Raw genomic sequence first — 13,401 nt, 5'->3', positions numbered from 1 at the left:
CGCGTCCGGTCGGTCGCCGGGGCCGCCGGGTTCACCGCCCGGCACCGGCCGACGGCACTGGCCGCGACGCGCCGGCCACCGCCGGAGGCCCCCGGCACCGGCCGCGACGTGCCGGCCCCCGCCGGAGGCTCCTGGCGCCGGCCCGTGCGGTCAGCGGGCGTTGGGGCGGCGGTGCGGGGGCTGCTGGGGGGCCGGGCGGTCGGGGGTCGCCGGGACCATGCCGACGGCCGGGCCCTCGGTGCCGACCGTCAGCGCCTCGCCGTGGTGGCCGATGGTCAGGGACGGCCCGGACAGCAGCGTGTAGGTGGCCTTCTCCGGGGTGATCTCCACCCGCAGGCGGCGGCCCAGGATCTGCAGGCTGAAGGCGAGCCGGTCGAACTGCTCGGGCAGCCGCGGCGCGAAGCGGAGCGTGTCCCCGTCGCGCCGCATCCCGCCGAAACCGGCGACCAGGGCCATCCAGGTGCCCGCCAGGGAGGCGATGTGCAGTCCGTCGCGGGTGTTGTGCTCCAGGTCGGCCAGGTCCATCAGGGCGGCCTCGGCCGTGTAGTCGTAGGCGAGCCGCAGATGGCCCGTCTGGGCCGCGATGACGGCCTGGCAGCACGCCGAGAGCGAGGAGTCCCGTACGGTCAGCGGCTCGTAGTAGGCGAAGTTGCGGGCGATGTGCTCCTCGTCGAACCGGCTGCCGCAGGTGTACATGGCCAGCACCAGGTCCGCCTGTTTCACGACCTGTTTGCGGTAGAGGTCGAAGTAGGGGAAGTTCAGCAGCAGCGGGTACTGGTCGGGCCGGGTGGCGGCGAAGTCCCAGCGCTGGTAGCGGGTGAAGCCGGCGTGCTGCTCGTGCACGCCGAGTTCGGCGTTGTAGGGCACGTACATGGCCTCGGCGGCGGCCCGCCAGGCGGCGCTCTCCTCCTCGTCGACACCGAGCCGCTCGGCCTCCTCGGGGTGGCGGCGCACGGCCTCGGCCGCGTCGAGCAGGTTCTGCCGGGCCATCAGGTTGGTGTACGTGTTGTCGTCGGCGACCGCGCTGTACTCGTCGGGTCCGGTCACGCCGTCGATGTGGAAGTCGCCCCGGTGGTCGTGGTGGCCGAGGGAACGCCACAGGCGGGCGGTCTCCACCAGCAGTTCGACACCGGTCTCCCGCTCGAAGTCGAGGTCTCCGGTGACCGCCGTGTAGCGGGTCACGGCATCGGCTATGTCGGCGTTGACGTGGAAGGCCGCGGTACCCGCCGGCCAGTACGCCGAGCCTTCCGAGCCCTCGATGGTCCGCCAGGGGAAGGCGGCGCCGGACAGGCCGAGCTGGTTCGCGCGCTCCCGGGCGGCGGGCAGGGTGTTCTGCCGCCAGCGCAGCGCCTCCGCGACGGCGCGCGGCTCGGTGTAGGTGAGCAGCGGCAGCACGAACATCTCGGTGTCCCAGAACGCGTGGCCGTCGTACCCGGAGCCGGTCAGGCCCTTCGCGGGGATCGCGCGCCGTTCGGCGCGGGCGCCCGCCTGGAGGACGTGGAAGAGGGCGAAGCGGACCGCCTGCTGGATCTCCTCGTCGCCGTCGACCTCGACGTCGGCGCGCGCCCAGAAGTCGTCGAGGTACGCCTCCTGGTCCCTGAGCAGACCGGCCCAGCCGCTGTGGTCGGCCGCCGCCAGCGCCGCCTCGACCTGGTCGCTCATCGCGGGGCGGGAGCGGGCGCCGGACCAGCCGTGCGCGACCAGCTTCTCCACCCGCAGCCGCTGCCCGGGCTCGAGTACGGAGGTGACGGTCAGCCGGGCCACGTCGACGTTGCTCTCGGCGGACGTGGTGGTGCGCTCGGGCCCGCTGACGGTGTGGTCGGCGGCGACCGCCACGCGCAGCCCGCTGCGCCGGGTGCGGTGCACCAGCCGCAGCCGCAGCCCGGAGGCGAAGTCCTCCTCCGGCTCCAGCGGTGACTTCAGCGCCCGAGCGGCGCGCGGGTCGCCGTCGGGTTCGGGCAGGCTCTCGTTGGCGACCAGCTCCGACTGGATGACCACCCGGGTGCGGCTGTCGACCGGCTCGACCTCGTACGCCACGGCGGCGATCGCCCGCTGGGTGAGCGAGACCAGACGGGTGGAACGCACCCGGACCGTGGAGCCGGCCGGGGAGGTCCACTCGCAGACCCGTTCCAGGACGCCCCGGCGCAGGTCGAGGGTGCGCTCGTGGGCGACGAGCCGCCCGTAGCGCAGGTCGAACGGCTCGTCGTCGACCAGCAGCCGCAGCACCTTGCCGTTGGTGACGTTGATGACGGTCTGGCCGGACTCCGGGTAGCCGTAGCCCGCTTCGGCGTAGGGCAGCGGGTGCAGTTCGTACACCCCGTTGAGGTAGGAGCCGGGCAGTCCGTGCGGTTCGCCCTCGTCGAGGTTGCCGCGCCAGCCGACGTGCCCGTTGGACAGGGCGAACACCGACTCGCTCTGGGCGAGGACGTCCAGGTTGAGGTCCGTCTCGCGGACGGTCCACGGTTCGACGGCGTAGGCCCGCTGCGCGATCACTCGGTGTCCCCCAGTTCCGCGAGGTCCCGCACCACGACGTCCGCGCCGTGCGCGTACAGCGCCTCGGTCTGGCCGGTGCGGTCGACGCCGACGACGTAGCCGAAACCGCCGGCGCGGCCCGCGTCCATGCCGGCCAGCGCGTCCTCGAACACGGCCGCCTGCTTCGCCTCCACGCCGAGGTCCCGGGCGGCGGCCAGGAAGGTGTCGGGACGCGGTTTGCCGGGCAGCCCGCGCTCCGCGGCCACCACCCCGTCGATGCGCACGTCGAACAGGTCTTCGGCGTCGATCGCGCGCAGGACGTCCCGGCAGTTGGCGCTGGAGGAGACGATCGCGGTGCGCAGGCCGTGCGCGCGGACGGTCCGCAGGTACCGCAGGGTGCTGTCGTACGCCTCGACCCCGTCGGTGCGGATCCGCTCGAGCAGCAGCTCGTTCTTGCGGTTCCCGAGGCCGTGCACCGTCCCGGCGTCCGGCGGGTCGCCGGGACCGCCCTCGGGCAGCCGGACGCCCCGGGAGGCGAGGAAGGTGCGCACGCCGTCGGCGCGGGGGCGTCCGTCCACGTACTCGTCGTAGTCGGTGACGGCGTCGAACGGCCGGTACCCCTCGCCCTCGCGTTGTCGCAGGAACGCGTCGAAGGTGTCCTTCCAGGCGGCCGCGTGCACCACGGCCGTCCGCGTGACGACGCCGTCGAGGTCGAAGAGGCATGCCTGGACGGCCGCGGGGAGCCCGAGTCGCGTCAGTGTCAACTCCGTCATACCGAACACGGTTCCCCGCATCCGGCCGAGCAGCCGGTGGCGCGCGCCACAAGACGCGGACTGTGCCACGTTCGGCTGTGTGCCGCCCCGTCGTCGCCGGGGCGCCCGGCCCCGGCGGCCCGCCCCGCGGACCCCCGGGCGCACCCCCGTCCACGCCCGCGGTGGCACCGCACCCCGGAGGCGGTGACAGACTCTGTGGCGTGCCGCTGACCTTCGACGACCTCCTCATCCGTGCCCGCGCCCTCGCCGCGGAGGGGCGGCGGGCCCTGCTCGGCGTCGCCGGGGCGCCCGGCGCGGGCAAGACGACGCTGGCCGAGCGCCTGGTGCGCGAGCTGAACGGCACCGGGGACCCGTGGGTCGCCCATGTGCCCATGGACGGCTTCCACCTCGCCGACGCGGAGCTGGAACGCCTCGGGCGCCGCGACCGCAAGGGCGCCCCGGACACCTTCGACGCGGCCGGGTACGCGGCCCTGCTGCGCCGGCTGCGCGAGGAGGCCGACGGCGAGGACACCGTGTACGCACCGGGGTTCGAGCGCGTCCTCGAACAGCCGCTCGCCGGTGCGGTGCCGGTGGAGCCGACGGCCCGCCTGGTCGTGACGGAGGGGAACTACCTGCTGCTGGACACGGGCGCGTGGGCGCGGGTGCGGCCCCAGCTCGACGAGGTCTGGTTCTGCGAACTCGACGAGGCCGAGCGGGTGCGCCGGCTCGTCGCCCGGCACGAGGCGTTCGGCAAGGCGCACGCGGAGGCGGTGGCCTGGGTGCGGCGCACCGACCAGCGCAACGCCGAACTGGTCGCCGCGACCCGGGGCCGCGCGGACCTGGTGGTGGCGGTCGCGGACCTCGCCGGATAGCGCACGCGCCGGGCTCCTCGGCGAGCGCCGGCGTCCGGGCGGCGGTGTTCCGCCCCGCGGCCGGGGCGGCCGGGGCGCGGGTGCCCCCCGCGCACCGTCCGCCGCAGGTGGGGGCCGTGCGGGCGGCCCTGGTGAACGCGGTGCGTGGGTTATGTTGAAACTCCGTGGGAAGCAAAGGAGGCGCACCGGTGCCATCGCCGCAGCAGGCACGCGCACAGGCATCCGCGATCACCTCGGGGAAGACCGCACCGGAGGTGGAGGCCGCCCCGACTTCCCAGCTCCGGGTGCTTTTCGACCAGCCTCGGCTGTCGCCGGGGCAGCGGCGCATCGCCCAGTACCTGATCGAGCACATCACCGAGGCGGCGTTCCTGTCGATCACCGATCTCGCGGAGCGGGTGGGGGTGAGCCAGCCGTCGGTGACCCGGTTCGCCGCGGCCGTCGGGTTCAGCGGCTACCCGGCGCTGCGCGAGAAGCTCCAGGCGATCGCGCTCGGCACCCTGGCCGGCGGGCCGGCGGAGGAGGACCGCGCCAACGAGCTGCAGGCGGCGGTGGACGCCGAGATCGAGAACCTGGAGAACCTGCGGCGTGACTTCGCCGACCCGGACCGGGTGATCGCGGTGGGCCGCGAGCTGTCCGCGTCGACCCCGCTGACCGTGCTGGGGCTGCGCATCTCCGCCTCGCTGGCCGAGTACTTCGCGTACGCCGCCCGCCGGATCCACCCGGACGTGCGGCTGGTGACGCTGGGCGGCACCGTCGCCTACGACGCGCTGCTCCAGTCCCGGGAGGCGGGCGGCACCTGGGTGCTGGCGTTCTCGCTGCCGCGGCACGCGCAGGAGACGCTGACCGCGGTGCGGGTGGCGCGCGGCGCGGGGCTGCGCGTCGCGCTGATCACGGATCTCGCGCTGGGGCCGGTGGCCGACGAGGCCGACGTCACCTTCGCCACGGGCACCGGTTCCCGGCTGGTCTTCGACTCCTACGCCGCGCCCGGTGTGATGGCCGCCGCCCTCCTCCAGGCGATGACCGACGCGGACCCGGAGCGGACCCAGGCCCGGCTGGAGTCGTACGAGCAGATCTCCGACCAGCACCAGTTCTTCCTGCGGGACTGAACGCCCCCCGGTAAAGCCGACCCCCTGCCGAACCACGACACAGCGGGACGCTTGCGCCGAAAGCGCGCATGAATGTTTTCATACGTCTTGCAAAGGCGACGGCATATATAAATACTGCTCGCGGATCCCGCACCACCAGAAACTCCCGAAGCCGCCGTACCACCCACGACGGCCCCGGGCGTCCGGCCGGGCGTCGCACCGCGCGCGCCCACGGCGGCGGCCCCCCGGTCATCCCCTAGGCCGGGGGCCCGCCGCGTCCGTCGTCCCTCCCCCAGCGACGCAGCACATTGGAAGCGATGCACATGACCCTGACGACCACGCGCATCAGCCCGGACTGGCCGTGCCAGGTCAAGACGCCCGGCAGCTACGACTGGGAGCGCTCGGCGGCCAAGTGGCTGCGCGAGCTGGTGCCGTCGCGGTACGCCAGCTACCCGGCCCTGATCCGCCACCCCGTGCTGCTCGCCCGGCACGCCCAGCTCCAGGTCGAGCAGGAGATCCGCGTCGCCCGCACCGCCCTGCAGACCGCCCGCGCCGATCTGCCCCGCCTCGGCATGCCCGAGTCGGTCATCGAGCACACGATCAAGCTGTACGCCGCCGAGGTGCTCCAGCTCCAGCACATCGCCCGCAGCGTGCGCGCCGTCAGCCAGGCCCTGGCCGGCCACACCGCCGGCCGCTGAGCGGGCCCGCCGTGACCTCGCGCCCGTAACGCCTTCGTGACCGCCGGGTCCCGCCGCCCGCGCGGTGTGCCATGCTCGACGCGTGACGAGCGAGTCTGCGGGTCCCACCCGGTCGGAGATCGCGACCGGCGCGCCCGGACCCTTCGGGTTCGTCGCCAGGCAGCGGGCCGAACGCGACCGGCTGCGCGACCGGGCCGCCACCGTTGCGGTGCTGGAGCGCGCCAAGGGCGCACTCATGGCGCTGACCGGCTGCTCCGCCGAGGCCGCGCACGAGGAACTGCTGGCACGGGCCGAGGCGGGCCGTCGCACACTGATCGAGGAGTGCTGGATCACGCTCGGGGACCTGTCCGGTGCTCCACCGGCGCGGCCGTCCGCCGCCTCGGCGCTTCCCGTCCCCCCGGTCCCCTCCGGCCGTCCCCTCTCCGGGACCGGCGGCCCCGCCGCACCCCAGGACGACGGCACCGCGCTCGGACTGCTCGGCGCGGCCCTCGTGCGGGTGCGGTCACCGCGCGAACTCGCCCGCTGCCTGCTGGAGCACCTCGGCCCCGGCGTGGGCGCCGACGCGGTGATGCTCTTCGCCCGGCTGCCCGAGGACGGACTGGAGCTGATCGGGCACGCCGGGATCGACGACACCCTCGCCGCGCAGTGGCGCCGGGTCCCGCCGCTGGCCGGGATCGCCCCGCTGGACGCGCTGCGTGCCGGGGAGCCCCGCTGGCTGGAGGACCTGGACCGGGGCGGGCCGCGCTCCCTGCTGATCGGTGACCCGCCGGAGCGCTGGCCGTCGCGTGCCTGGCTGCCCGTGGTCACCGGTGACACCGCCGAGGTCTCCCTCGGGGTGCTGCGCCGGCGCCCGGGGCGGTTCTCACCGCGCACCCGGGAACACCTGCGGGCCGTCGTCCGGCTGTGCGCCGGCCGCCTGCGGGCGTTCGACGCCCGTCCGGAACCCCCGGCCGCCGGCGGTGCCGAGGCCGTCCAGGCGGTGCTGGACACGCTGCCCGGCGCGGCCGTACTGCTGACCGCGCTGCGCGCGCCGACCGGCGAGGTCGAGGACTACCGCATCGACGCCGCGAGCCCCGAGACGGCCGGCGTCCTCGGGTGCGACGGCGGCCGGCCGGTGGGCCTGCGCGTCCTGGAGTGCCGGCCGGGGGCCGCCGAGGAGGCGCTGTGGGAGGGCTGCGCCCGCACGCTCGCCACCGGAGAGCCGTACGAGGGCGAGCCGTACGGGCAGCGGGACGAGGCGGCCGGGGCCGCCGGGCTGTCCGCCTCCCGGGTGCGCGTGACCCGGCTGGGCGACGGACTGCTCGTCCGCTGGTCGCGCACGGACCCGTCCGCCCGGCAGGAGCGCCGGCTGGCGGACGTGCAGCGGCTGGGCAACCTGGGCTGGGCGAACTGGAACCTGGTCACCCGGGAGGTCACCTGGTCCGCGCAGGTCTTCACGGTGCTCGGCCGGGACCCCGGGCACGGCCCGCTCCGGCTGGACGACCTGCCCGGTCTGGCCCTGCCCGAGGACGTGCCGGCCCTGTCCCGCGCGCTGGGCGGACTGCTGGAGGCGGGCCTGCCCGCGGACGCGCCGTTCCGGATCAGCACCGGGAACGGGGTCAGGCACCTGCGGCTCGTCGCTGAGGCGGTCACGGACCCGCGGGGCACGCCGGTCGAGGTGCACGGCTTCCTCCAGGACCTCACCGCCCAGCGCCGGGCCGAACTCGCGCTGGTCGCCAGCGAGCGCGCGATGCTCACCCAGCACGGCGCGCTGCGCGCCGAGCGGGCGCTGGCCGGACGGCTGCAGCACGCGCTGCTGCCGCTGCCGGACAAGCCGCTGCACCTGGCCGGACTTCGGGTCGAAGTGGCCTATCTGCCCGCCCAGTCCGGGGTGCAGGTCGGCGGCGACTGGTTCAGCGCCATCGAACTCCCCGACAACGACGCCCTGTTCGTGGTGGGTGACGTGGCGGGACACGGTGTCGGCGCCGTCGCCACGATGGCCCAGCTGCGGTTCACCGCCAAGGGCATGGTGATCACCGGCTCGTCGCTGACCGGTGCCCTCGGCCGGCTGAACACGCTGCTGCTGCACTCGCGGGACTCGCACGGCACGGCGACGCTGGTACTGGCCCGCTACCACGCCCGGGAGGGCCGGCTGGTGTGGGCGCAGGCCGGGCACCCGCCGCCGCTGCTGCTGCGCGACGGCCGGGCCCGGTTCCTCGACCGGCCGCGCGGTGTGCTGCTCGGGGCGAGCCACCGGCCGGTGTTCGAGGAGGAGGAGTGCCTGCTGCGGCCCGGGGACCGGCTGCTGATGTACACGGACGGTCTCGTGGAGCGCCCCGGAGAGGGCATCGACCGCGGTCTGGAACGGCTGGCGGACGCGGCCGTGACCCGTCACCGCGACGAGCCCGGCTCCCTGGAACCGCTGCTCGCGGCGCTGCTGGAGGGTGAGCGGCGGGACGACGTGTGCGTACTCGACATCCGGGTTCCGGCGACGGCGTCCGGCGCCGGGGCGGGTGACCGCGTGCCCGGAACGGCGTGAGGGCGCGGCGAGAACGGCAGCGGCCCGTCGGTCCGGCCGTGGAACGGCGGCCGCCCGCAGGTTCCGCCGTGTCACGGCAGCGGCCCGGGCCGGACGGGTCACCGCGCGAGGTCAGCCGCGGTCGCCCACGGTCTCCCCGGTCTCCGCGGGCCGGCCCTGACCAGCCTCGTCCCGGGCGAGCACGGACAGCAGGGACGCCACCGTCAGCCCCGCCTCGGCCGGGTGCCGCAGCACCTTGCCGGGCTCGATCCGGTACGTGTTCGTGCGCCCCTCCCGGCTGTGCGAGAGGTAACCGGCCTGTTCCAGGTCGGCGATGATCTTCTGTACGGCGCGTTCCGTCAGCCTGCAGTGCGCGGCGATGTCGCGGATCCGCGCGTTGTGGTCGTCGGCGATGGCGGCCAGCACTCGTGCGTGATTGGTGAGGAACGTCCATCCAGTATGCGGCTCAGGCACTCCACCCATGCCGACATCATAGGACTGACCGTTCCCGTATACCAAAACGCGAAATCTATTTCATGTATAGCTTGACGTACATCGTCGCGGGATTCAGCCTGTAACGGAGGGCAGGCAGAGATCCGAGGGAGAGTCGGCCATGCCGGAGTCTGAGGACCACCCGCCGTCGGCGGTCGGGAGCCTGGGACCGACCGTTCGCACCCGCCCCGACGGCGGCCGGGCACGCGTGACCGTCTCCGGCGAGCTGGGCCTGGAGGCCGGCGAGGACCTGCGCGCCGCGCTGCGGACCGCGCTCGCGGGCACGGACGACGGCATCGACCTGGATCTGAGCGAGGTCGCCTTCTGCGACTGCTCGAGCCTGAACATCCTGCTGGCCCTCCGCGAGCAGGCGCTGGGCGAAGGCAAGTCGGTCACCCTGCGGGCCGTCTCCCCCGCCGTCGAGCGGCTGCTCACCCTGACCGGCACCCTGCCGCTGTTCGCACCGGCCGCCGCCGAGCGGACCGGCGACCGGCCGGAGTCGGGCCTGGAGGTCGTCCAGCTGCGCCGGGCCATGCGGACCCGGCCCACCATCGACCTGGCGCGCGGAGTGCTGATGGCGTCGTTCGGGCTGAGCCCGCAGGACGCCTGGGAGGTGCTGGTCGCCGTCTCCCAGCACACCAACACCAAGCTGCACCGGCTCGCGGACGGACTGGTGGCGGCCGTCCAGGGCGACCCGCTGGCGGAGCCGCTGCGGCGGGAGGTGGCGGCGGCGGTGGCCCGGGTCCGCGCCGCCGGGGAGAAGAGACCCGGCTGAGCCGTGCCGGCCGGCGGCGTCAGTCCGCGCCGAGGAACCGGTGCAGGGCGGCCTTCAGCGCGTCGACGAACGCGTCGCGCCGGTCCGCCGGGAGCGCGTCGAGGGAGAGGTACGGGTTCAGGTCCTCCAGCTCGACCAGCAGCAGCCCGCCACCCGGGGCACGGCAGGCGTCGACCCGCTGGATGCCGTGCCCGACGGTGTTCCACTCGATGAAGCGCCGGGCGAAGTCCAGGTCGGCGCCGGTGGGTTCGTACGGCTGGAGCGCCCAGCGGCGCTCGGGGTCAGGGGCGTACAGGGCGTACTGGAAGTCGTGGTCGACGAAGTAGAACGAGACCTCGTAGGCGAAGTCGATGTGCGGCTGGACGAGGACGCCGTCGTCGGTGAGGCCGGGCAGTTCCCCGGCGGTGACGATCCGCAGGCCTATCGAGTCGGCACCGAGCTTGGGCTTGACCACATAGCGCTCGGCGCGCGGCAGCAGCTCCAGGCCGGCCGCCCGGTCCGCGGTGGGGATGACGGGGAAGCCCGCCGCGGTCAGGTCGAGCAGATACTGCTTGCCGGCCATGTCCGCCCGGCCGGTGAGCTGGTTGTAGACCCGGGCCCCGGTGCGCAGGGCGTGCGCGCGGAAGGCGTCGTAGGCGTCCCGGTACGCGAGGACGGGGCCGCTGTTGCGGACCACGACGGCGTCGAAGGCGTCCATCAGCGCCGTCGCGTCCCGCGGGTGGCACAGGGCGAGGTCGAAGTCCGCGCGCAGCCGGGAGGTCAGCTCGATGTCCTCGTCGCCGTAGCGCCGTCCGCGCGCCGGGTAGGCCAGGTCGGTGACGTACAGCAGGCGGGCGCGCGGCATCGGGACTCCTGGGTGGGGCGGGCGCTGAGGTGCGGAAAGAGTACGCGGAGGCCCGGCAGGGCACTCAGTTCCCTCCTTGCACAGCACTCAGTGCCATCGCCGTGTAACGTTCCCGTCCATGAGCTCCAGCAGTGCGGCGCCGGGGGACGGCGAGAAGGCGCGGGCGTCGGGCGGGAAGCCGCCCATGCGGGACGCCCTGGTCGCGGCGGCCTTCCGGCTGTTCCTGGAGCGGGGCTACGAGCAGACGACCGTCGACGACATCGTGGCCCTCGCCGGGGTGGGGCGGCGGTCCTTCTTCCGCTACTTCCCCTCCAAGGAGGACGTGGTCTTCCCCGACCACGAGCGGTGCCTTGCCGACATGGAGGCCTTCCTTGCGGCCGGCGGGGAGGGCGACGAGCCGGTGGCCCGGGTCTGCGACGCCGCCCGGCTGGTGCTGCGGATGTACGCCGAGAACCCGGCCTTCTCGGTGCAGCGCTACCGGCTCACCAAGAAGGTCCCCGGGCTGCGCGCCTACGAGCTGTCGGTGGTGTGGCGCTACGAGCGGGCCCTCGCCGACTACCTGCGCGGGCGCTTCGCCGGGCGGCGCGACGGGACGCTGCGCGCCGACGTGATCGCCGCGGCCGTCGTGGCGGCGCACAACAACGCGCTGCGCTCCTGGCTGCGCTCCGACGGGCAGGGCGACGCGGGCGCGGCCGTGGACCACGCGCTGGGCTACGTCCAGTCGGCCTTCGGCGCGTCCCCCGTGCCGCCGGCCGCGGAAGGGCCCGAGGACGTGGTCGTGGTCGTGTCCCGGCGGGGGGCGCCCCTGTGGCGGGTGGTGCAGGAGATCGAGACCACGCTCGGCCGGGACTGAACGCGGCAAAAATCGGGGTACGGAGTGCCTTTACGCGTGACACTGAGTGCCATAACCTGTCGGCGTGCACGGTGGCACGGCGAACCGGGCACGGGCGTGCACGGTGAGCCGCGCACGCGGGATTCCGGCCGAGCGCAGGGAGTTGACAGCGTGTACCACCACTCAGGCAGCGCCGCTCAGCAGGGAGCCGGCTCCGCGGCGGGCGTCCTCGCCCCCACGATCGAGCACCGGACGGCGGACGAGGAGACGATCCTCTTCCAGCGCTGCACCTGGTGCGGCACCGCGATGTACCACCGGCTGCTGTGTCCGGTGTGCCAGGGCAGCGATCTGCGGACCGAGCGCAGCGAGGGCACGGGCACGGTCCGCCACTCCACGGTGGTGCACCGCAACACCCCGGCGGCGCGCAATGTGTCGCTGATAGAGATGGCGGAGGGGTTCGTGGTGCGGGGCAGGGTCATGGGCCCGCCCATCGGCATCCACAGCGGCGACCGGGTGCGGCTGTCCACGGCCAAGGACCCGGTGCGCGGCGAGCCCGTCTTCCAGCTGGTCGACGAGCCCTACCGGGCCTGGAGCTGAGCGGGTCTCAGGCGGCCCTCGGACGGGCCGTGCGGGCCGTGCGGGCCGTGTGACTGTCGGGCCTCAGGCGGATCGTGCGGCCTTGGGCGTCAGCCGGATGCCGACCGTGCCCTCCGTCCCGCGCCGCAGCCGGCTGCCGAGCAGGGTGAGCCGGCCGACGAGGCCGTACTTGCGGGCGATCAGCCGGCGGTAGCGGGCGGTCGTGGCCGCGTCACAGATCTCGGCGGTGGCCTCGACGGCCTCACCGAGCGGGTTCCCGCGCACGTCGCACGGGGCGATGCGGACGTCGCTGCGGTTGCGGATCCGCTTCACCTTCCAGGAGTCGGCGACCGTCCACACGCCGAGCGCGTCCCCGTCGGCCACCACCCACACCGGGGTGTCCACCCCGGTGCCGTTCCTGCGGTAGCTGGTGATCAGCAGGTACTTGCCCGCACCGAGCCGGGCGGTGGGCGTCTCGTCCATGCCGCGAGTCTAGGCGGCGCCCGCCGGCCGGGGCGGGCCACGCGCATGCGGACCGCGGCGGACGCGCGGGGAGCGGGCGTGGCGCAACAAAACGCGCACAGGGATCGGCAATGATCAACTCCTCCGTCTAGATTGCTCCTTGACACTCACCGTGTCCCTACGCATTCCGGCATCCCAGGAGCTGATCCCGTGACCGAGAACCCGCCCACCACGGACGGCGTGGCCGACTCCCTGCGCGAGCGCATCAACACCTCCCAGCCGCACACGGCCCGCATCTGGAACTACTGGCTGGGCGGCAAGGACAACTACGAGGTCGACCGCGCGGCCGGTGACCAGATCCGCCGGCTGCACCCGGGCATCGGCGAGTACGCGCGGGCCGACCGGCTCTTCCTGGGCCGCGCCGTGCGGTACCTCGTCGAGGAGGCGGGGATCCGCCAGTTCCTGGACATCGGCACCGGACTGCCGACCGCCGACAACACCCACGAGGTCGCCCAGCGGCTCGCCCCCGAGTCGCGGATCGTCTACGTGGACAACGACCCGCTCGTCCTCGCGCACGCCCGCGCGCTGCTCACCAGCACCCCCGAGGGCCGCACCGACTACCTGGACGAGGACCTGCGCAATGTCGACGCGATCCTCGAACACGCCTCCAAGACGCTGGACTTCAGCGAGCCGGTGGCGCTGATCCTGCTCGGCGTGGTCATCTTCGTGGGCGACGACGAGGACCCGTACGGCGTGGTCCGGCGGCTGGTGGACGCGCTTCCCGCGGGCAGCCACCTGGTGCTGTCGCACACCATCACCTCGCCGTCCATGCCGGACGTGGACGAGGCGGTGAAGTTCTGGAACGAGCACGGCACCCCCAAGCTGACCCAGCGCAGCCCCGAGGACGTCACCCGGTTCTTCGACGGGCTGGAGCTGCTGGAGCCCGGCGTGGTCTCCTGCTCCCGCTGGCGCCCGGAGAGCGCTGACGGCGCCGAGCGGGAAGAGGTGGCGATGTTCGGCGGCGTGGCCCGCAAGAACTGACGC

13 protein-coding genes are annotated in these 13,401 nt (G+C 74.1%); 8 read left to right on the top strand and 5 right to left on the bottom strand.

The features are described from left to right. Positions 1 to 150: 150 nt before the first annotated feature. Positions 151 to 2,493: a glycoside hydrolase family 65 protein gene (locus SGLAU_RS29840; protein ID WP_043505662.1), complete on the bottom strand. Its 2,343-nt coding sequence runs from the start codon at positions 2,491 to 2,493 to the stop codon at positions 151 to 153. Continuing rightward, positions 2,490 to 3,230 carry a beta-phosphoglucomutase family hydrolase gene (locus tag SGLAU_RS29835; protein WP_043507234.1) on the bottom strand — a complete coding sequence of 247 codons (741 nt, stop codon included), beginning with the start codon at positions 3,228 to 3,230 and terminating at the stop codon, positions 2,490 to 2,492. Before SGLAU_RS29835 ends, SGLAU_RS29840 begins: the two co-directional genes overlap by 4 nt. Positions 3,231 to 3,445: 215 nt before the next feature. Here SGLAU_RS29835 and SGLAU_RS29830 point away from each other — a divergent pair, with 215 nt between their 5' ends. The 4 genes from SGLAU_RS29830 to SGLAU_RS29815 all read left to right on the top strand — a co-directional run bounded on the left by SGLAU_RS29830 (position 3,446) and on the right by SGLAU_RS29815 (position 8,397). Then, positions 3,446 to 4,096 carry a nucleoside/nucleotide kinase family protein gene (locus SGLAU_RS29830; protein WP_043505661.1) on the top strand — a complete coding sequence of 217 codons (651 nt, stop codon included), beginning with the start codon at positions 3,446 to 3,448 and terminating at the stop codon, positions 4,094 to 4,096. 188 nt (positions 4,097 to 4,284) lie between these two features. Continuing rightward, positions 4,285 to 5,202, top strand: coding sequence for a MurR/RpiR family transcriptional regulator (locus SGLAU_RS29825; RefSeq protein ID WP_043505660.1), 918 nt, complete (start codon positions 4,285 to 4,287; stop codon positions 5,200 to 5,202). Between the two features lie 296 nt (positions 5,203 to 5,498). Beyond that, positions 5,499 to 5,879 (top strand): hypothetical protein, encoded by a 381-nt coding sequence (locus SGLAU_RS29820; RefSeq protein WP_208868962.1) that lies wholly within the window; start codon positions 5,499 to 5,501, stop codon positions 5,877 to 5,879. 82 nt (positions 5,880 to 5,961) lie between these two features. Then, on the top strand, positions 5,962 to 8,397 hold the full coding sequence (locus tag SGLAU_RS29815) for a SpoIIE family protein phosphatase (RefSeq protein WP_052413955.1): 2,436 nt from the start codon (positions 5,962 to 5,964) through the stop codon (positions 8,395 to 8,397). 111 nt (positions 8,398 to 8,508) lie between these two features. Here the strand turns inward: SGLAU_RS29815 and SGLAU_RS29810 are convergent, their stop codons facing one another. Continuing rightward, positions 8,509 to 8,859, bottom strand: a complete 351-nt coding sequence (locus tag SGLAU_RS29810) for a MarR family transcriptional regulator (RefSeq protein ID WP_043505658.1) — start codon at positions 8,857 to 8,859, stop codon at positions 8,509 to 8,511. Positions 8,860 to 8,989: 130 nt separating this feature from the next. Between SGLAU_RS29810 and SGLAU_RS29805 the strand changes: the two genes are divergently transcribed. Then, positions 8,990 to 9,643, top strand: coding sequence for an STAS domain-containing protein (locus SGLAU_RS29805; protein ID WP_052413954.1), 654 nt, complete (start codon positions 8,990 to 8,992; stop codon positions 9,641 to 9,643). Between the two features lie 19 nt (positions 9,644 to 9,662). Here SGLAU_RS29805 and SGLAU_RS29800 read toward each other — a convergent pair whose 3' ends face one another. After that, on the bottom strand, positions 9,663 to 10,487 hold the full coding sequence (locus tag SGLAU_RS29800; protein WP_043505656.1) for a hypothetical protein: 825 nt from the start codon (positions 10,485 to 10,487) through the stop codon (positions 9,663 to 9,665). Between the two features lie 118 nt (positions 10,488 to 10,605). On the opposite strand from SGLAU_RS29800, the gene SGLAU_RS29795 reads away from it, so the two are divergent. Beyond that, a complete protein-coding gene (locus SGLAU_RS29795) occupies positions 10,606 to 11,340 on the top strand; it encodes a TetR family transcriptional regulator (RefSeq protein WP_063838904.1) in 735 nt (244 codons plus the stop codon). A gap of 150 nt (positions 11,341 to 11,490) precedes the next feature. Then, the gene (locus SGLAU_RS29790; protein WP_043505654.1) at positions 11,491 to 11,916 is read left to right on the top strand and encodes a Zn-ribbon domain-containing OB-fold protein; all 426 of its coding nucleotides are present in this window, start codon (positions 11,491 to 11,493) and stop codon (positions 11,914 to 11,916) included. Positions 11,917 to 11,979: 63 nt separating this feature from the next. Here SGLAU_RS29790 and SGLAU_RS29785 read toward each other — a convergent pair whose 3' ends face one another. After that, positions 11,980 to 12,378 carry a PPOX class F420-dependent oxidoreductase gene (locus SGLAU_RS29785; protein ID WP_043505653.1) on the bottom strand — a complete coding sequence of 133 codons (399 nt, stop codon included), beginning with the start codon at positions 12,376 to 12,378 and terminating at the stop codon, positions 11,980 to 11,982. 189 nt (positions 12,379 to 12,567) lie between these two features. Between SGLAU_RS29785 and SGLAU_RS29780 the strand changes: the two genes are divergently transcribed. Beyond that, positions 12,568 to 13,398, top strand: coding sequence for an SAM-dependent methyltransferase (locus SGLAU_RS29780; RefSeq protein WP_043505652.1), 831 nt, complete (start codon positions 12,568 to 12,570; stop codon positions 13,396 to 13,398). Positions 13,399 to 13,401 lie beyond the last annotated feature (3 nt).

The organism is Streptomyces glaucescens (assembly GCF_000761215.1).
GTDB classification, from domain to species: domain Bacteria; phylum Actinomycetota; class Actinomycetes; order Streptomycetales; family Streptomycetaceae; genus Streptomyces; species Streptomyces glaucescens_B.
This window is presented reverse-complemented; position numbering and strand designations above follow the sequence as displayed.

Bases quoted from the DNA above. Each gene is read 5' to 3' on its own strand.
- SGLAU_RS29795 (WP_063838904.1), top strand. From the start codon at position 10,606: ATGAGCTCCAGCAGTGCGGCGCCGGGGGACGGCGAGAAGGCGCGGGCG.
- SGLAU_RS29820 (WP_208868962.1), top strand. From the start codon at position 5,499: ATGCACATGACCCTGACGACCACGCGCATCAGCCCGGACTGGCCGTGC.
- SGLAU_RS29785 (WP_043505653.1), bottom strand. From the start codon at position 12,378: ATGGACGAGACGCCCACCGCCCGGCTCGGTGCGGGCAAGTACCTGCTG.
- SGLAU_RS29810 (WP_043505658.1), bottom strand. From the start codon at position 8,859: ATGGGTGGAGTGCCTGAGCCGCATACTGGATGGACGTTCCTCACCAAT.
- SGLAU_RS29805 (WP_052413954.1), top strand. From the start codon at position 8,990: ATGCCGGAGTCTGAGGACCACCCGCCGTCGGCGGTCGGGAGCCTGGGA.
- SGLAU_RS29800 (WP_043505656.1), bottom strand. From the start codon at position 10,487: ATGCCGCGCGCCCGCCTGCTGTACGTCACCGACCTGGCCTACCCGGCG.